The organism is Bradyrhizobium sp. i1.15.2, from assembly GCF_040548425.1.
GTDB lineage: Bacteria > Pseudomonadota > Alphaproteobacteria > Rhizobiales > Xanthobacteraceae > Bradyrhizobium > Bradyrhizobium canariense.
Genome location: NZ_JBEPRQ010000007.1, coordinates 195126 through 212089 on the forward strand (window position 1 = coordinate 195126; position 16964 = coordinate 212089).

At 63.7% G+C, this 16964-nt stretch carries 15 protein-coding genes; 6 read left to right on the forward strand and 9 right to left on the reverse strand.

Annotated features, from left to right (window positions below):
• Positions 1-50: 50 nt before the first annotated feature.
• Positions 51-3197, reverse strand: a complete 3147-nt coding sequence (locus tag ABIB80_RS15765) for a multidrug efflux RND transporter permease subunit (protein WP_007592357.1) — start codon at positions 3195-3197, stop codon at positions 51-53.
• Entirely contained in the window at positions 3194-4366 is a 1173-nt protein-coding gene (locus ABIB80_RS15770) for an efflux RND transporter periplasmic adaptor subunit (protein WP_354127897.1), read from the reverse strand. The genes ABIB80_RS15765 and ABIB80_RS15770 overlap by 4 nt, the downstream gene beginning before the upstream one ends.
• Positions 4367-4730: 364 nt before the next feature.
• Between ABIB80_RS15770 and ABIB80_RS15775 the strand changes: the two genes are divergently transcribed.
• From ABIB80_RS15775 to ABIB80_RS15800, 6 genes are all read left to right on the forward strand, one after another.
• Complete coding sequence (locus ABIB80_RS15775; protein ID WP_007592354.1) at positions 4731-4970, forward strand: hypothetical protein; 240 nt, start codon at positions 4731-4733, stop codon at positions 4968-4970.
• A 227-nt stretch (positions 4971-5197) separates the two neighbouring features.
• Complete coding sequence (locus tag ABIB80_RS15780) at positions 5198-7594, forward strand: TonB-dependent receptor (RefSeq protein WP_219684640.1); 2397 nt, start codon at positions 5198-5200, stop codon at positions 7592-7594.
• A gap of 2 nt (positions 7595-7596) precedes the next feature.
• Entirely contained in the window at positions 7597-8286 is a 690-nt protein-coding gene (locus ABIB80_RS15785; protein ID WP_007592351.1) for a Fe2+-dependent dioxygenase, read from the forward strand.
• Entirely contained in the window at positions 8283-9203 is a 921-nt protein-coding gene (gene exbB / locus ABIB80_RS15790) for a tonB-system energizer ExbB (protein WP_219684642.1), read from the forward strand. The genes ABIB80_RS15785 and exbB overlap by 4 nt, the downstream gene beginning before the upstream one ends.
• A gap of 3 nt (positions 9204-9206) precedes the next feature.
• Entirely contained in the window at positions 9207-9662 is a 456-nt protein-coding gene (exbD, locus tag ABIB80_RS15795) for a TonB system transport protein ExbD (RefSeq protein ID WP_018459254.1), read from the forward strand.
• Positions 9663-9671: 9 nt separating this feature from the next.
• Entirely contained in the window at positions 9672-10487 is an 816-nt protein-coding gene (locus tag ABIB80_RS15800; RefSeq protein WP_007592345.1) for an energy transducer TonB, read from the forward strand.
• Here ABIB80_RS15800 and ABIB80_RS15805 read toward each other — a convergent pair.
• The 7 genes from ABIB80_RS15805 to ABIB80_RS15835 all read right to left on the reverse strand — a co-directional run bounded on the left by ABIB80_RS15805 (position 10475) and on the right by ABIB80_RS15835 (position 16918).
• Complete coding sequence (locus ABIB80_RS15805) at positions 10475-10897, reverse strand: hypothetical protein (protein WP_219684657.1); 423 nt, start codon at positions 10895-10897, stop codon at positions 10475-10477. The two genes, ABIB80_RS15800 and ABIB80_RS15805, sit on opposite strands and share 13 nt — an antisense overlap.
• Before the next feature lie 65 nt (positions 10898-10962).
• On the reverse strand, positions 10963-11643 hold the full coding sequence (locus ABIB80_RS15810; protein ID WP_354127898.1) for a site-2 protease family protein: 681 nt from the start codon (positions 11641-11643) through the stop codon (positions 10963-10965).
• Between the two features lie 161 nt (positions 11644-11804).
• The gene (locus ABIB80_RS15815; RefSeq protein ID WP_354127899.1) at positions 11805-12197 is read right to left on the reverse strand and encodes a GFA family protein; all 393 of its coding nucleotides are present in this window, start codon (positions 12195-12197) and stop codon (positions 11805-11807) included.
• Positions 12194-13345 (reverse strand): serine hydrolase domain-containing protein, encoded by a 1152-nt coding sequence (locus tag ABIB80_RS15820; protein WP_354127900.1) that lies wholly within the window; start codon positions 13343-13345, stop codon positions 12194-12196. The genes ABIB80_RS15815 and ABIB80_RS15820 overlap by 4 nt, the downstream gene beginning before the upstream one ends.
• Positions 13346-13372: 27 nt before the next feature.
• A complete protein-coding gene (locus ABIB80_RS15825; protein WP_354127901.1) occupies positions 13373-14119 on the reverse strand; it encodes an SDR family NAD(P)-dependent oxidoreductase in 747 nt (248 codons plus the stop codon).
• A gap of 121 nt (positions 14120-14240) precedes the next feature.
• Positions 14241-14972 carry an SDR family oxidoreductase gene (locus ABIB80_RS15830; protein WP_007592333.1) on the reverse strand — a complete coding sequence of 244 codons (732 nt, stop codon included), beginning with the start codon at positions 14970-14972 and terminating at the stop codon, positions 14241-14243.
• A 116-nt stretch (positions 14973-15088) separates the two neighbouring features.
• Positions 15089-16918: an IlvD/Edd family dehydratase gene (locus tag ABIB80_RS15835; protein WP_354127902.1), complete on the reverse strand. Its 1830-nt coding sequence runs from the start codon at positions 16916-16918 to the stop codon at positions 15089-15091.
• Between the last annotated feature and the right edge of the window lie 46 nt (positions 16919-16964).

Genomic DNA, 16964 nt, shown 5'->3' on the forward strand with positions numbered 1-16964 from the left:
GAAGCGAGGGCCTCGCTGTAACGTCGTGAGGCGCGCGGTGCAAGCTGCTACTACTCGGCAGCTTCCTTAACGGTGCCGTGCTCGACCGTCTCGTCGCCTTCGCCGTCACCCTTACGGCCCCAGCCCGAGAACCAGTTGTTGAGCTCGTCGAGATAGAGATAGACGACCGGGGTGGTGAACAGCGTCAGCGCCTGGCTGACGATCAGACCGCCGACCATGGCGTAGCCGAGCGGCTGGCGAATCTCGGCGCCGGTACCGTGGCCGAGCATCAGCGGCACGCCGCCGAGCAGGGCAGCCATCGTCGTCATCATGATCGGACGGAAGCGCAACAGCGCCGCCTGCCGGATCGATTCCGCCGGTGTCTTGTGCTCGTCGCGCTCCGCAGCGATGGCGAAGTCCACCATCATGATGCCGTTCTTCTTCACGATGCCGATCAGCAGAATGACTCCGATCAAAGCAATGAGGCTGAACTCGAAGCCCGCCGCCATCAGGATCGCGAGCGCGCCGACACCGGCCGAGGGCAGGGTCGACAGAATCGTGATCGGATGGATGTAGCTCTCGTAGAGGATGCCGAGGATCAGATAGACCACGACCAGCGCGGCGAGGATGAGGAGCGGCACGGTGCCCAGCGACTGCTGGAACGCCTGTGCCGTGCCCTGGAAGCTCGAATTGAGCGTCGGCGGCGCGCCGAGATCGGCCATCGCCTTCTGCACGGCCTCCGTGGCCTGACCGAGCGCGACGCCCTGGGCGAGGTTGAAGCTGATCGTGATCGCCGGGAACTGGCCCTGGTGGCTGATCGAGAGCGGGCGGACCGGATCGGTGCTCCAGGTCGCAAATGTCGACAGCGGCACCTGGTCGCCGGTCAGCGGAGATTTCAGGTAGAGCTTGTTCAGGCTCTCGAGGCTGCCCTGCATCTCCGGCAGGATCTCGAGGATCACCTTGTAGGTGTTGAGCTGGGTAAAATACTGCGTGACCTGACGCTGTCCGAAGGCGTCGTACAGCGTGTCGTCGATCAGCTGCGGCTGGATTCCATAACGCGCTGCGGTATCACGATTGATCTTGAGCTGAACCGTGGTGCCCTGGGTTTGCTGGTCTGTCGCGACGTCGCGCAGTTGCGGCAAGGTCTGCATCTTGGCGAGGATCTTCGGCGCCCAGTCGTTGAGCTCAGTGAGATCGGCGTCCTGTAGAGTGAACTCGAACTGCGTACGCGTCGGGCGGCCGCCGAGCCGAACGTCCTGAGCCGCCTGCATGTAAAGGCGGGCGCCGGACACCTTCTCGAGCTTGGGACGCAGCCGGGCGATGATCTGCTGCGCGGAGGCTTCGCGTTCGTTGCGCGGCTTCAGCGTGATGAACATGTTGCCGTTGTTGCCGGCGCGGCCGCTGCCGCCGATGTTCATCGCGATGGATGCGATGTCGGGATCGTCCATCACGATCTTGCCGAGCTCGACCTGGCGGCGCTGCATCTCCGCGAACGAGATGTCCTGGGAGGCTTCCGAGGTCGCGGTGATCAGGCCGACGTCCTGTTGCGGGAAGAACCCTTTCGGGATCAGGACGAACAGATAGACCGACAGGGCGAGAGTCGCGAAGAAGATCGTGAGCGTGGTGCGGCGCCAGGCCAGGGCATGGTCGAGCACCCATTCGTAGCCGCGCAACATCGCATCGAAGCCGCGCTCGCTCCACTGGTAGAATTTGCCGTGGGTGACCTCGCCATGGGCGCGTAGGAAGCGTGAGGCCATCATCGGGGTCAGGGTCAACGACACGAACATCGAGACGAAGATCGTCATCGCCAGCACGACGGCGAATTCGCGGAACAGGCGCCCGATGATCCCGCCCATCAGCAGCAGCGGAATCAGCACCGCGACCAGCGAGATGCTGATCGACACGATGGTGAAGCCGATTTCCTTCGAGCCCTTGAAGGCCGCCGCCATCGGCGATTCGCCTTCCTCGATGTAGCGCGTGATGTTCTCCAGCATCACGATGGCGTCGTCGACGACGAATCCGACCGCGATGGTGAGCGCCATCAGCGACAGATTGTCGAGCGAATAGCCGAACACCCACATCAGCGCGCAGGCGCCCAGCAGCGCCAGCGGCACCGTGATGGTGGGAATGACGGTCGCCCAGAAGCTGCGCAGGAAGATGAAGATGACCATGACCACCAGCGCAATGGTCAGCAGCAGCGTGAACTGGACGTCTTCGACCGCGGCGCGGATTGTCGTGGTGCGGTCGCTGATGACCTCGATCTTGATCGCGGGCGGGATCGCTGCGACGAGGCGAGGCAATGTCGCCTTGATCCGGTCGACGGTCTCGATGACGTTGGCGCCGGGCTGCTTGAACACCACCAGGAACACGCCGCGTTTGCCGTTGGCCCAGGCCGCCTGCTTGGCGTCCTCGGGGCCGCTGACCGCCTGGCCGATGTCGCGGATCCGCAACGGACCGCCGTTGCGATAGGCGATGATGACGTCGTTCCAGTCCTTGGACTGGGTCAGCTGGTCGTTGGCGTAGATCGTGTAGGCGCGTTTGTCGCCGTCGATGTTGCCCTTCGGACTGTCGACCGTGGTGATCGCGATCTGGCTGCGCACGTCCTCCATCGACAGGCCCTTGGCGACGAGTTTCGCCGGGTCGATCTGGATGCGGATAGACGGCTTCTGCTGGCCGCCGATGAAGACCTGCGCCACGCCGGAAAGCTGGCTGATCTGCTGGGCGAGCTGGGCATCGACCGCGTCGCTGACGCTGGTCAGCGGCATTGTCTCGGAGGTTGCCGACAACAGCAGGATCGGCGCGTCGGCCGGGTTGACCTTGCGGTAGGTCGGCGGCGAGGGCAGGTTCTTCGGCAGCTGACCGCTCGCGGCGTTGATGGCGCCCTGCACGTCGTTGGCGGCGCCGTCGATGCTGCGGTTGAGGTCGAACTGGATGGTGATCGACGCGGTGCCCAGATAGCTCGTCGAGGTCATCTGGGCGATGCCGGGAATCTGGGCGAATTGCCGTTCGAGCGGCTGGGCCACCGACGAGGCCATGGTCTCCGGGCTGCCGCCCGGCAGATTGGCGGTGATCTGGATGGTCGGGAAGTCCACCTGCGGCAGGGGCGCGACGGGCAGCAGGGGATAGGCGACGAGACCGACGAAGAGAATGCCGGCCATCAGCAGCGAGGTGCCGATGGGATAACGGATGAAAGGTGCCGAAATCCCGCCCGCGTTCATTCCCGTCGAACCTTGTTCTGGGCCGGATCCGTACTCGCCACGGCCGTGGAGACGAGGCTTCCGGGCTGGACTTTGAATTGGCCGCCGGTGATCACCTGCTGTCCGGGCGTGAGCCCTTCGTCGACGACCGAACGTCCGTCGATGGCGTAGCTGACCTTGATCTTGTGCACCTCAGCCTTGTTGTCCTGATTGACAGTATAAGCGTAGAGGCCGTTGGTGGAGTGCTGGACCGCGTCATCCGGGACAACGGTCGCATCCTTCAGGGTGCGCACCAGCAGGCGCGTCGACACCGATTGACCGGGCCAAAGCGCGTGGTCCTTGTTCTCGAACACCGCCTTGAGTCGGATCGTGCCGCTGCTCGTGTCGACCTGGTTGTTGATGACCGCGAGCTTGCCCTCGGCCAGCGTCTTCTTGCCGTCGGTGGTGAAGGCGATCACCCTGAGCGCGCCAGTTTTCTGGCCCTCGCTGATATAGGGCAACTGATCTTCCGGCGCGGTGAAGATCACCGAGATCGGCTCGACCTGCGAGATCGTGACGATGCCGGTCTGCGTCGAGGAATTGACGATGTTGCCGACGTCGACCTGGCGCAGGCCCGCGACGCCGGTGATCGGCGCCTTGACCTGGGTGTAGTCGAGCTGCGTCTGCGCGTTGGAGATCGAAGCTTCGTCGGCGGCGATCTGCGCGGTGAGCTGGGCGACCGTGGAGCGCTGGGTGTCGACCCGCTGTGCGGTGGCGAATTCGCCGAGTTTCATGGCGCGCTGGAGCTCAAGATTGGCGTTGGCCAGATTTGCCTCGTCCTGGGCCTTCTTGGCCTTGGCCTGGTCGAGCGTGGCCTGATAGGGGCGGGGATCGATCGAGGCGAGGAGCTCGCCCTCCTTGACGATCTGGCCTTCGGTGAAGGCGATCTTGTCGATCTGGCCGTCCACCCTGGTCCGGACTTGGACGGTGTTGAAGCCCGCAACCGTGCCGAGACCGGTCAGGTAAACCGGAAAGTCCACCTTCTGGACCGGCGAAACGCTCACGGGGACGGCGGGCGGGCGCTGCGGCCCCTTCTGTGCGGTCTGGGTTTTTCCGGCGTCGGGCGAGCCGAATTTCTGCCAACCATAGTAACCCGCGGAGGCCACGGCCGCGACGATCAGAATCCAGAGGATCGGCCGGGACATTTTCATTTCGTCTCGTGTCGGCTGGTATGCCCTTAGTTACGAATTTTGGGGCAATCATAGGGTTCCAGCGCGCTTGTATAATACACGCCAAGTTCCAGTGTAAACAGCACTATCGGCTGAGAATCCTAAACAATTGGAAAGCTTTGCACTGCTTAGGCAGCTCCGTGTCACTACGGTGTGCAGTGCTGCATTCCCCCGCGACGAACGATCCGCGAGTAAATCTTGTGCAATGCTCGGAAGCGGTGTGCGCGGGATAGGGATGCGCTGCGCGGGGCGGCTCGCAAGAACGGTTCTAAGTCGCGCGGAGGCCGTTTCGGTTGTCAGGCAAACCGGCATCAGTCATATCGGCGCGCCACAACGGGAGCGCAGCATGGACGAACTGAACGGCAAGCTGATCGCGTGTCAGATCCTGATCACGGGACTGATCGCACGCGTCGCCAACGAGCAGCGTGATCCCTTGCGCTTTCTCACCGACTTCCGCGACGAGATCAGAGCCGTCGTCGGCGGCGTCAACATTGCCGGCATGGACAACAGCGATCGCGTGCGCGCCGTGGCGCAGAAGACCGTCGACGAATTGTTCTCGCTGATGAAGCCGCCAAGTAGCGATTGACGATGCGCGCGCGACCGCCGATCTCGCGGCATTTTCGTGCGCTCTTTAGAACGAATCCAATCGTGCTTTAGAACGATTTCAAACTGCAGTTTAGAATCGCTTTGATCTGGACTTATTCAAGGGTTCTCGCGGCTTACTCGCATTGACCCGCTATTTTGCGGTCGATACCAACACTCCAATCGCTCGTCGAAGTGAATGGGCGAACAGGAATATGGGGCGTGTTGGTAATGGGGCAGGTGGTCGCACCGAAGTCGTTGCGTTCGGTCGCAGCATTCGATGAGAAGTTGACGAGCGTTTCCGGCAAGAAGGTCTCCGCAGTCGCCGGCCTGATCGCAGCAGCATCGGTGTCGAGCGGTGCCGAGGCGCAGCAGTCGAACCTGCCGCCGGTAACGGTCGATGCGCCGGTCGCGCGTCCGCGCCCGGTGGCTTCGAAGCCGACGGCGGACCAGGTCCGCGCGCGCAATGCGCTTCGCCGCGCCGCGCAGCGTCAGCAGGCGGCGCAGCAGACCGCTCCCACCACGCCGTCCGGCGAAGTCGACCGTAATCCGTATTCCGATCCGGCGGCGCCCTACAAGGTTGACCACGTCCAGGCCTCCGGCAAGTTTCCGGAGCCGATGCTGAACACGCCGAAGACCATCACCGTGCTCAGCAAGGAAGTGCTCGAGGACAAGAACGCCACGACGCTGAAGGAGATCGGGCGCTCGACCGCCGGCGTGACGCTGGGATCTGGGGAAGGCGGCAACGCGTTCGGGGATCGCTTCTTCATCCGCGGCTTCGATGCGCGCAACGACGTCTTCATCGACGGTATCCGCGATCCCGCGGTCTCGATCCGCGAGAACTTCTTCACCGAGCAGATTGAGATTCTGCGTGGGCCGGCCTCGTCCTACGCCGGCCGCGGCACCGCCGGCGGTGCCATCAACATCGTTACCAAGCAGGCTGGCGACGTCAATTTCAAGCGAATGGACACCGAGTTCGGCACCGACCGGACCAAGCGGGTCACGCTCGACGTCAACCAGGTCATCGATCCCACGTTCTCGGTGCGCGCCGGCGGCCTGTTCCAGGACGCCAACGTCGCCGGCCGCGATTACGTCACCGACAATCGCTGGGGTTCGTTCATCTCGACCAGGTATACCCCGACCAACGACATCAAGATCACGACGAACTACGTCCACACCGACCTCAGCGGCTATCCTGATTTCGGCGTGCCCTACTACAAGCAGGGCAACGTCCCAGTGACGTCGGCGGGCATTCCGCGTGGCAACTGGTACGGCTTCCTCAACCGCGACTTCCAGACCGCGCGGCAAGATTTCGGCACCGGCACGATCGAGTACAAGGTCAACGAGGCCATCACGCTGAGCAGCAAGGTGCGCGGCGAGCACTCGCTGCTGAATTATATCGGCACGCTGCCGCAGAACCCGGTTACGACGAGCCCCAATCCGCTGCTCTGGACGACGACGGCGAGCGCGCAGAGCCGCTACCAGAACGTGGACGTGTGGGCCAACCAGAACGAGGCCACCTTCAAGCTCGACACCGGCGGGGTCAAGCACACGGCGGTGTTCGGCGTCGAATATTCGAACGAGAATATCTCGATCGACCGTTACACCGGCCTCTCGTCGGAACTGTTCGGCGGCGGCTCGACCAGCAGCGGGGCGGTCACGGGGGTGAACCTTTACTCGCCGCAGTACACCTACATTCCCTTCAGCAACACGCCGTCGCTGGTTGGAAATCCGACGCGCTATGGCGTCAACACCAGCAGCGTCTACGTCATGGACACCGCGAACTGGCAGGACACGATCATCGTCAATGGTGGCGTGCGCTACGATGGCTACAGCCAGAGTTCGTCGACCAACGCGGACCATCTCAAGCAGAACGCCGATCTCGTCAATTACAACGTCGGCCTGGTCTACAAGCCGATGTCGATCGGCAGCCTCTATGCGGCCTATGCGACCTCCGCCAATCCGTTCGGATCGGAGCTTGATGCGACCGCCACCGATTACGGCGGCATTCCTGCCAACACGGCTATCTTGCTCGGGCCGGAGCGCAATAAGGCAGCCGAGCTCGGCACCAAATGGGAGCTAGCTGATCGCCATTTGCTGGTCAGCGCCGCGCTGTTCCAGACCACGAAGGACAATGCGCGCGAAACCGTCAGCGGCCTGCTGACTTCGGGCGCTGCCTACAGGATCCAGGGCATCGATATCGAGGCCGAAGGCAAGATCACCGATCGCTGGAGCATCTTCGGCGGCCTGGTGTTGATGCAATCGAAGGTCACGCAGAGCGGTGTCGCCTCAAATCTCGGCCTGCAGCTTGCCAACGTGGCTCATCAATCGTTCAGCATGCTGACCAAGTACAAGTTCGACGACGGCTGGGAGCTGGGCGGTCAGGCGGTGTACCGTTCGAAGGTGTATGGCGGCACGTTCGCCGCCAACACCGGCAACGAGCTGCCGAGCTACTGGCGCTTCGACGCGTTCGTCGAGAAGAAGATCGACAAGAACTGGACGATGAAGTTCTACGCCCAGAATCTCACCAACAAGCTCTACTACGACACGCTCTATCGCAGCGCGGTTCCCTTCGTCGCGGTCGCGCCGGGGCGGGCGTTCTACCTCATCACGACGGCGAAGTTCTGATCATGTTGACCTGCCTTCCTGGCGTCCTGAGCAAGGATGATGTGGCGGATTTCCGCCGCATCATGGACGCCAGCAATTGGGAAGACGGGCGCTCCACCGCGGGCTCGCAGTCGGCGATGGTCAAGCGCAACGAGCAATTGCCGCCGGACAGCGAGGTCGCGCGCAAGCTCGGCAACCGCATCATCTCGGCATTGACGTCGAACCCGCGCTTCATCGCGGCGGCGATCCCGCTCCAGATCTTCCCGCCGCTGTTCAACCGCTATGCAGCCAGCAGCGGCCACCATTTCGGCCTGCATGTCGACAATGCCATCCGCGGCGACCGCCTGACCGGCCTTCGCATCCGCACAGACCTCTCGGTGACGCTGTTCCTGGCCGAGCCGGAGGAGTACGACGGTGGCGAACTTGTGATCGAGGACAGCTACGGTTCGCACGAAGTCAAGTTGCAAGCCGGGGACTGCGTGCTCTATCCCTCGACCAGCCTCCATCTCGTGACCCCGGTGACCAGGGGAACGCGGGTTGCATCTTTCTTCTGGCTTCAGAGCATGATACGGGACGATCAAGCCCGGAGCATGATCTTTGACCTCGACACCGCGATACAGGCGCTGGTGGAACGGCTCGGGCGTGACGATCCCGAAACGGTCAAATTGACGGGTATCTATCACAACCTCATTCGCTACTGGGCCGAAGTATGAAGATCATGTCCTTCCAAGCAAGCCTTGCCGCAGCTCTGGTGCTGGCGGCCGCCTGGCTTGCATCCCCTGTTTCTGCCCAGACGCAAGCCGCGCCCGCGGCACCGGTTCAATCGACGGCTCAGCCGTCAGCGGTCAGCCCGGCCCCGGTTGTTGCTGCACCTGCGGCGCCCCAAGCTGCCGTGCCCGCGGCTGCAAAGTCCGATTTGGCAGCCGGCATCGCGCCCGCCATGAAGGAATTGTCGCCCTGGGTGATGTTCATGTCGGCGGACATCATCGTGAAGGCGGTGATGATCGGGCTGGCCTTTGCATCGCTGATGACCTGGACGGTGCTGATCGCGAAGTCGATCGAATTGTCGATCGCCGCGACCAAGCTTCGTTCGGCGCTGAAGAAGATCGCAGAGGCGCGCTCGCTCGCGGAAGCGCAGATGGCGCTCGGCGCCAAGGCGGGCATCCTGCCGTCCTTCCTGGCGGCGGCGCTGCGGGAGGCGCGGATGTCGGCCGGCCTCTCCAGCGACACCGGCATCAAGGAGCGGGCGGCTTCGAGCTTCTCCGAGATCATGCGGGCGGAGGCGCGGCGCATCCGCGTCGGTATGGGCGTGCTCGCCACCATCGGCTCGACCTCGCCCTTCGTCGGTCTGTTCGGCACCGTGTGGGGCATCATGAACAGCTTCATCGGCATCTCGAAGTCGCAGACCACGAACCTCGCCGTCGTCGCGCCCGGTATCGCCGAGGCGCTGCTCGCCACAGCCATCGGTCTGGTCGCCGCCATTCCCGCCGTCATCATCTACAATTACTTCTCGCGCGTGACGAAGAGCTATCTCGAGCTCGTCAGCCGTGCCTCGGGCGCTGCGGGGCGGTTGCTCTCGCGCGATCTCGACCGCAGCCACGGCAGCGTGCATTCGCGCGCGGCGGAGTGAACCATGGGCGTTTCGCTCGCAGACAATGATGACGACGACGATTTCGGCGAAACGCATGAAATCAACGTCACGCCGTTCATCGACGTCATCCTGGTGCTGCTGATCATCTTCATGGTCGCAGCGCCGCTCTCGACCGTCGACCTGCCGATCGATCTGCCGACGTCGAGCGCGACGCCGCAGAAGAAGCCGGACAAGCCGACCTATCTCAGCATCAAGCCCGATTTGACGCTTGCCATCGGAGAGAACCCGGTCCACCGCGCCGAGTTGATCGGCACGCTCGATGGTCTGTCCGACATGAGCAAGGACAAGTACGTCTTCCTGCGCGCCGATCGCTCGGTGCCGTATGGCGAGTTGATGGGCGTCATGGAGCTGTTGCGCTCCGGCGGCTATTCGCGGGTGAAGCTGGTTGCGCTGGAAGGCGCTCCGGGAGCGCCTGCGGCAGGCGCCGCTCAGCCTTAGAGGCCCGCGATGTCGGATGAGTCCAGACCAGCCCGGACGCTTTGGATTTTGGCAGCGCTGGCGGCGCTCGCGCTGCATCTCGGTGGTGCCGCGCTCGCGCTGGCGCACCTGCGGGCCGACGACGGCGACGATGGCCTCGGCGCGGCCGGCGCGGAGTTCGCTGTCGAGATGGCCTCGCCGAAGGCGCCTGACACCGACCTTCCGCCGGGACCGGATAGTGAGGCGATGCAGGAGCAGCAGGCGCTTCCCGAGCAAAAGGCCGAGACCAAGGAAACCGAGCTTCCAAAGGATCAGTCGCAACAGGTCGACGATCCCGATCGGGTCGTCACCGAGAACATCTCGAAGAAGCCGCAGGACGAGGATCCGAAGATTGCGGCGGTCGAAACGCCCGCTGCGGAAGCTTCGCCGAAGTCCGTTGCGACGGCGCGGCAGACGCTCGACGAGGACGCGCGCGAGGCCGAGAAGGCGCTGGCGCCTGTGCTCGGCATCGGTAAGGATATTCTGAAGCTCACGGCAGACTGGAATCGCAAGATCAGCGCGCATCTCACGGCCCACAAGGTCAACCCGGAGGGCAAGGAGCCCAACAATCAGAAGGTCAAGGTCAGCTTCGCGATCAACCGACGGGGTAACGTGCTTTCAGTCGACGTTGTCGAGTCGTCCGGGGATGCAGCTTACGATGCGGCTGCGATCTCGATTGTCCGCAAGTCCGATCCCATCCCGCAGCCGCCTGCCAGCCTGACCGACGACCGGTTCGAGCGCACCGTCGACATCATCTTCACGCCGCCGGACGCAAAGAAAAAGAAGAAGACGGCTCAGCGCCAGTAGAACCTGATCCCGACATAGACCACGACCAGGCAGGCGAAGATCAGCGCCACCGGGAGCGGCCGTTTCTGGCTTGCGCCCGCGGTCGCTGCCCCGAAGAAACTGGCCTTCTTCGGTTTCGGGTCTGGGCGACGGAAAGCGGTAACATTGTCCGCCGCCGGTTCGGCCGGACGGGGGCGGACGTCAGGCGGGGTTCCCGCGCCGCCCATCTCGGCATAGTAGGCCTTGTAGATGGCGCCGATGGTGGCCTCGGTCGCCTCACCCTCGTTCATCTGCGCCTGCAGGTTCTTGTAGCTCACGAGGAACTCCTGCGCCCCAGGAGGCAGCGCGGACGACCCGTTGAGCTTGGCCATCATCTTCCAGGTGGCGAAATCCGCGCGGGCGCGGGTATCGGCGCGTCGCGCGATCAGCATATCGGCAGCTTTGACCAAGTCGGCCTCGAGCCCTTCGGCTTGTGTTCGGGTGTGTCGCTGTTCAACTACGCATTGCCGGTCAGAATGAGAACACCCTGAATCACATAACCGGTCAACGTTCGCAGTATTGCTGAAATAACATCAAGATTTAGACCGAACTGGGAGCCCGCCAGCGGTAGCAGGATCAGCAGACCGATCAGGATCAGCATCCCGAACGGCTCGAGCCGCGCCAGGGGCAGGGCGAGCGGCCGGGGCAGCAGCCCGACCGCGACGCGTCCGCCGTCGAGCGGCGGGATCGGCATCATGTTGAACACCGCCAGCACCGCGTTGATCAGCAGTGCGTTCTTGAGATTGTCGAATATCCATTGCGCCGAGTTCGCGGGAGCCCAGGGCAGGGCGTGCAGGGCAAGAGCTGCGGCCAGCGCCAGCAGGATGTTGGTGGCGGGCCCGGCCAGCGCCACCCACACCATGCCGAGCCTGGGGGCGTTGAGCTTGCGGAAATTCACCGGCACAGGCTTGGCATAGCCAAACAGGAACGGCGAATGCGCGAACAGCAGCATCGCCGGCAATATCAGCGTGCCGAACGGGTCGATGTGCCTGATAGGGTTGAAGCTGACACGGCCGAGCTGCCATGCCGTGTCGTCACCGAGACGATATGCGACGAAGGCGTGCGCAGCCTCGTGGAAGGTGATGGCGAGCACCAGCGGCAGCACCCACACCGAGAGGTCATACAAAGAAATGTTCACGGCTCGTCCGTCCCGATTTGCCTGCGGTCTTGCAGCCGACCCAGCCAACCGGTGGTGCAGCAACGCTTCACCTCAACATAGGGTGGCCGGTTCCGAAATGCCACGCCGCAAATAATCGGCGAGACCGGCGGCCATGACGTCGAGCCTTGGCGCCGGATGAGCTACGTCGGGATCGTCCCCTCATATCGGATCATGCCGTCCTCGATCGTCACCCAGCCCATCTTTTCGCTGACCCAGATGTGCTCGGTCGGCACAAACGCGTTGCGATCGTCGAAGGTCGCCAGTGCGACGCCAGCCAGCGTGCCGTTGCGCCGCCAGGCGAACAGGCGCGTGCCGCAGCGCTTGCAGAACACGCGGTCGATGTGCTCGGACGACGCATAGCGCTCGGTGTCGCCCTCGACGGTCAACGCGCGCTGGTCGAATTGCGCACGGGCGAAATAGGGCGAGCCCATCGCCTTCTGGCAGAGGCGGCAATGGCAGATGCGGACGTTGAGCGGCTCGCCCTCGGCCTTGAATCGCACCGCGCCGCACAGGCATCCGCCTTCCCGGATCATGCGACCCGCCACTCGGCGACCTGACGCGCCATGCTCCAGTTTAGCTTGTCGAGTTCGCCGTCCATGTCGGAACTCCTGCGTCTGGTGTTGGTGAAGGCGGCCCAGCAGAAGCCGCCATGGGTCCGTACCGCAATCGTGCTGGTGCCCGGCAGGCTGCCATTGTGCCACCAATTGTCTGACTTGTTGACACAGAAGCCTTTGGCGTAGTTGGGGCTGTCAGCGGGTGCGGTGGTCATGATCTCTATGGTGCGCAGCCGTAGGATGTTCACGGGCTTCGTGTAGCCGTCGACATGCATCAGAAACTGAACCAGATCCGCCGGCGTCGCGATCCAGCCGCCGTGGGAATCCATCCGCGGGACGTTCATGCCGTAGGGATTTTCGCCCTGGCCGTAATAGACGACTTCGCCGTCCTGGCGCTGCTCGCGCGTGTCGCGCGCGATGGTCATGTCGGTGACGCCGCAGCGTGCGAGCACCTCGCTGCGGACATGCTCGGCATAGGATTGGCCAGTGAGCTTCTCGATGACGCGCCCCAGCACGCAATAGCCGAAATTCGAGTAGGCGTAGCGTTGGCCCGGCAAGAGGTCCAGCGGCCGGTTGGCGAGCGTCCAGGTGATCAGCCCGGCATGATCCATCCGGGTATGCGTGAACATGGGATCGCGGTTGTCGTTGCTCCAGCCGCCGGCGGTGTGCGTCAGGAGATGCTCGAGCGTGATCTGGTCGATACCGGCAGAGTAGGGCGGCGGCCCGTATTCGGTGCCGAGCAGCGCGCCGGGGCCGAACACCCGGTCCGTCAGCTTGAGGCGGCCCGCCTCGATCAGGCGGAAGATCGTGACCGACGTGATCATCTTGCTGACGCTGGCAATCCGGAACAGATGCCGCGGCGTCACGGCCTCGTTCCGCTCGATATCGGCAACACCGAAGGCGTCCTCGTGGACAACAGTGCCGGCATAGCCGATCGCAAAGGACAGCGCCGGCACGCCATATCTGTCCATGAAGCTGTGCGCGAGCCGTGCCATGGCGTCGCGCTCGGCCGGCGACGGCGGGCCGATGTTCGCCGGGTTGGGCGTGAGTTGCGCAAGCGCATCGTGCGAAAGCAACGGCAGCGCGCTCGCCGCGAGCTTCACAAAATCACGCCGCCCAAACCGCATGGTGCGCCCCTTCGGACGGCCGTTGCCTCAGTACGTCGCCCGTCCGCCGGAGATATCAAACACCGCGCCGGTGGAGAAGGCGCAATCTTCGGATGCGAGCCAGCTCACCATCGCGGCTAGCTCTTCCACCAGCACAAAGCGCGCTTTCGGAATCTTCGACAGCATGAAGTCGATATGCTGCTGCGTCATCTGGTCGAAGATCGCGGTCTTCGCAGCCGCGGGCGTGACCGCATTGACGAGGATGTCATGTGCGGCCAATTCCTTGCCGAGCGACTTGGTCAGCGCGATCAGGCCGGCCTTGGAGGCCGAATAGTGCGAGGCGTTCGGATTGCCTTCCTTGCCGGCGATCGAGGCGATGTTGACGATGCGCCCGTATTTCTGCTTGAGCATCGCGGGCACGATCGCCTTGCAGACGATGAAAGGACCGTCGAGGTTGATGCGTAGAACTTTGCGCCATTCCTCGAGGTCGGTCTCCCAGACCGGCTTGTTGACCCCGGCAATGCCGGCATTGTTGACGAGGATGTCGATCTTGCCGAAGGCGGCAAGCGTCGCGTCGCGGGCCTGCTCGACGGCCGCGGTATCGGTGACGTCGACCTTGAAGACTTTTGTTTCGCCGCCAATTTCCTTTGACGTCTTCTCGGCCAGCGCGGCGTCGAAATCCCAGATCGCGACCTTGGCGCCGGAGGCGACGAAGCGCTGAACGATGGCGCGGCCGAAGCCCTGCGCGCCGCCGGTGACGATGGCGACACGGCCGTTGAGATCGATCTTGTTCATGCCAAATCCCCTTATCTGTCCCTCATGGTGAGGAGCGCGCACTTGCGCGCGTCTCGAACCATAGAGCCCGTGGCCTATCCCTCGAGACGGCGCTGACGCGCTTGCTCGGGATGAGGAGTGATCAGAGCATGTAGCCGCCGTCGACCACGAGGTCGACGCCGGTGGTGAAGGCGCTCTCGTCACTGCCGAGATAGACCGCCATGGACGCGATCTCGTCGGCGGTGCCGAGCCGGCCCATCTTCTGGCGGGAGACGAACATCTCCTTGCCCTGCGGTCCTTGCGCCGCGGCGCGGTCGAGCATCGAAGGCGTCTCGACGGTGCCGGGGCAGATGCTGTTGCAGCGGATGCCCTTGGTGATGAAGTCGAGCGCGACCGCGCGCGTCAGCAGCGACACGGCCGCCTTCGAGGCGCTGTAGACGTAGCGGTTGGCCGGCGGCCGCAGCGCCGCGCAGGAGGAGATGTTGACGATGCTGCCGCCGCCGCCGGCGAGCATGTCCGGCAGGAAGGCCCTGATGGTCCGGTGCATCGACTTGACGTTGAGGTCGAACGAGAAATCAAAATCCTCTTCCGAGCATTCGAGGATGGTGCCGTGGTGCACGAAGCCGGCCGCGTTGAGCAGGATGTCGACCTTGCCGACGCGCTTGGCGAAGGCGTTGACGTCGGCGGTGCTGCGCACGTCGAGCTTGGCGACCTCGGCGATGCCTTCCTTGGTCAGGCTCGCGATGCCGCTCTCGTTGATGTCGGTGGCGATGACGGTTGCGCCTTCACGCGCGAAGGCGACGGCGCATGCGCGTCCGATGCCTGCCGCTGCAGCCGTGACGACGGCGCGCTTTCCCTTGAGGCGGTCTGCCATTTTCTTCTTTCTCCTCGATGTGCTCAGTGCCGTAGCCCGGATGAGCGCGCGAGCGCGATATCCGGGAGCCGATGTCCCGGGTGTCGCTTCGCTCACCCGGGCTACGTGTTCCTAATTCAGTGATTATCCCGCGCCACACCAAAGCTGCCGGCGACGTTCTGGTAGCGCGTGGCGAGCTCCATGCAGGCGCCGGTCGCGTGCTGGCCGACGGTGTTGCGATAAAGCTCCTGCCACGGCGTCTGGTTCGGCGGATGCTTGAAGCCGCCATTGGCCTTGAGCTCGGCGTGGCGCTTCTTCACCTCGTCGTCCGAGATGAGAATGTTGGCGCTGCCCTTGTTCAGATCGACGCGCACCTTGTCGCCGTTCCTGAGGATCGCGAGCCCGCCATTGGCGGCGGCTTCCGGCGAAGCATTGAGAATCGAAGGTGAGCCCGAGGTGCCTGACTGCCGGCCGTCGCCGATGCAGGGCAGGGACATGATGCCGCGCTTGATCAGCGCCGCAGGCGGCTGCATGTTCACGACCTCGGCGCCGCCGGGATAGCCGATCGGGCCGGTGCCGCGGATGAACAGCACGCAGCGCTCGTCGATCTCGAGCGAGGGATCGTCGATCCGCTCGTGATAGTCCTCAGGCCCCTCGAACACGACGGCGCGGCCCTCGAAGGCATTGAGATCGGTCGGATTGCTGAGGTAGCGATCGCGGAATTCCTTGGAGATCACGCTGGTCTTCATGATCGCGGAATCGAACAGATTGCCCTTCAGCACCAGGAAGCCGGCGTCCTTCACCAGCGGCTTGTCGTAAGCCCAGATCACGTCGTTGTCGGGCTTTGGTGCATTGGCGCAATTCTCGCCGATGCCGCGTCCGTTGACCGTGACCGCGTCCTCGTGGATGCGCTTGTGCTTCATCAACTCGCGCACCACGGCCGGCACGCCGCCGGCGCGGTGGAATTCCTCGCCGAGATAGAAGCCGGCCGGCTGCATGTTGACCAGCAGCGGCACGTCGTGACCGACCTTCTGCCAATCGTCGATGGAGAGCTCAACGCCGATGTGGCGCGCCAGCGCGTTGATGTGGATCGGTGCGTTGGTCGAGCCGCCGATCGCCGAATTGATCACGATACAGTTCTCGAACGCCTTGCGGGTCAGGATGTCCGAAGGCTTGAGGTCTTCCCAGACCATGTCGACGATGCGTTTTCCCGTCTCGTAGGCGATCTGGCCGCGCTCGCGATAGGGGGCGGGGATCGCCGCACAGCCCGGAAGCGAGAAGCCGAGCGCTTCGGCGAGCCCGTTCATGGTGGAGGCGGTGCCCATGGTGTTGCAATGGCCGACTGAGGGCGCCGATGACGCCACGATCTCCATGAACTCTTCATAGTCGATCTCGCCGGCGGCGAGGCGCTCGCGCGACTTCCAGACGATCGTGCCGGAGCCGGTGCGTTCGCCATTGTGCCAGCCGTTCAGCATCGGCCCGCCCGACAGCACGATCGCAGGCAGGTTGACGGTCGCCGCCGCCATCATGCAGGCTGGCGTAGTCTTGTCGCAGCCGGTGGTTAGCACCACGCCGTCAAGCGGATAGCCGTAGAGGATTTCGACGAGGCCGAGATAAGCGAGGTTGCGGTCGAGCGCCGCGGTCGGGCGCTTGCCGGTCTCCTGGATCGGATGGGTCGGGAATTCCATCGCAATGCCGCCGGCCTCGCGGATGCCTTCGCGGACGCGGTGGGCAAGCTCGATATGGTGGCGGTTGCAGGGGGAGAGGTCGTTGCCGGTCTGTGCGATGCCGATGATCGGTTTGCCGGACTGGAGCTCGGCGCGGGTGAGACCATAGTTCAGATAGCGCTCCATATAGAGCGCGGTCATGCCCGGATTATGCGGATTGTTGAACCATTCCTGCGAGCGGAGGTGGCGGCGAGCGCCGTTGCCGGCGGGGGCATGCCCATTGGTTGGTTTTTTTGTCATTGGTTTCTCCTGCAATGCAAACGCACTGGCGTCCGTTTTATGGTAT

What these genes read in the sequence shown, in the direction of transcription:
- ABIB80_RS15765 (WP_007592357.1), bottom strand. Translation starts at nt 3,197, where the DNA reads ATGAACGCGGGCGGGATTTCGGCACCTTTCATCCGTTATCCCATCGGC.
- ABIB80_RS15770 (WP_354127897.1), bottom strand. Translation starts at nt 4,366, where the DNA reads ATGAAAATGTCCCGGCCGATCCTCTGGATTCTGATCGTCGCGGCCGTG.
- ABIB80_RS15775 (WP_007592354.1), top strand. Translation starts at nt 4,731, where the DNA reads ATGGACGAACTGAACGGCAAGCTGATCGCGTGTCAGATCCTGATCACG.
- ABIB80_RS15780 (WP_219684640.1), top strand. Translation starts at nt 5,198, where the DNA reads ATGGGGCAGGTGGTCGCACCGAAGTCGTTGCGTTCGGTCGCAGCATTC.
- ABIB80_RS15785 (WP_007592351.1), top strand. Translation starts at nt 7,597, where the DNA reads ATGTTGACCTGCCTTCCTGGCGTCCTGAGCAAGGATGATGTGGCGGAT.
- exbB (WP_219684642.1), top strand. Translation starts at nt 8,283, where the DNA reads ATGAAGATCATGTCCTTCCAAGCAAGCCTTGCCGCAGCTCTGGTGCTG.
- exbD (WP_018459254.1), top strand. Translation starts at nt 9,207, where the DNA reads ATGGGCGTTTCGCTCGCAGACAATGATGACGACGACGATTTCGGCGAA.
- ABIB80_RS15800 (WP_007592345.1), top strand. Translation starts at nt 9,672, where the DNA reads ATGTCGGATGAGTCCAGACCAGCCCGGACGCTTTGGATTTTGGCAGCG.
- ABIB80_RS15805 (WP_219684657.1), bottom strand. Translation starts at nt 10,897, where the DNA reads ATGCTGATCGCGCGACGCGCCGATACCCGCGCCCGCGCGGATTTCGCC.
- ABIB80_RS15815 (WP_354127899.1), bottom strand. Translation starts at nt 12,197, where the DNA reads ATGATCCGGGAAGGCGGATGCCTGTGCGGCGCGGTGCGATTCAAGGCC.
- ABIB80_RS15820 (WP_354127900.1), bottom strand. Translation starts at nt 13,345, where the DNA reads ATGCGGTTTGGGCGGCGTGATTTTGTGAAGCTCGCGGCGAGCGCGCTG.
- ABIB80_RS15825 (WP_354127901.1), bottom strand. Translation starts at nt 14,119, where the DNA reads ATGAACAAGATCGATCTCAACGGCCGTGTCGCCATCGTCACCGGCGGC.
- ABIB80_RS15830 (WP_007592333.1), bottom strand. Translation starts at nt 14,972, where the DNA reads ATGGCAGACCGCCTCAAGGGAAAGCGCGCCGTCGTCACGGCTGCAGCG.
- ABIB80_RS15835 (WP_354127902.1), bottom strand. Translation starts at nt 16,918, where the DNA reads ATGACAAAAAAACCAACCAATGGGCATGCCCCCGCCGGCAACGGCGCT.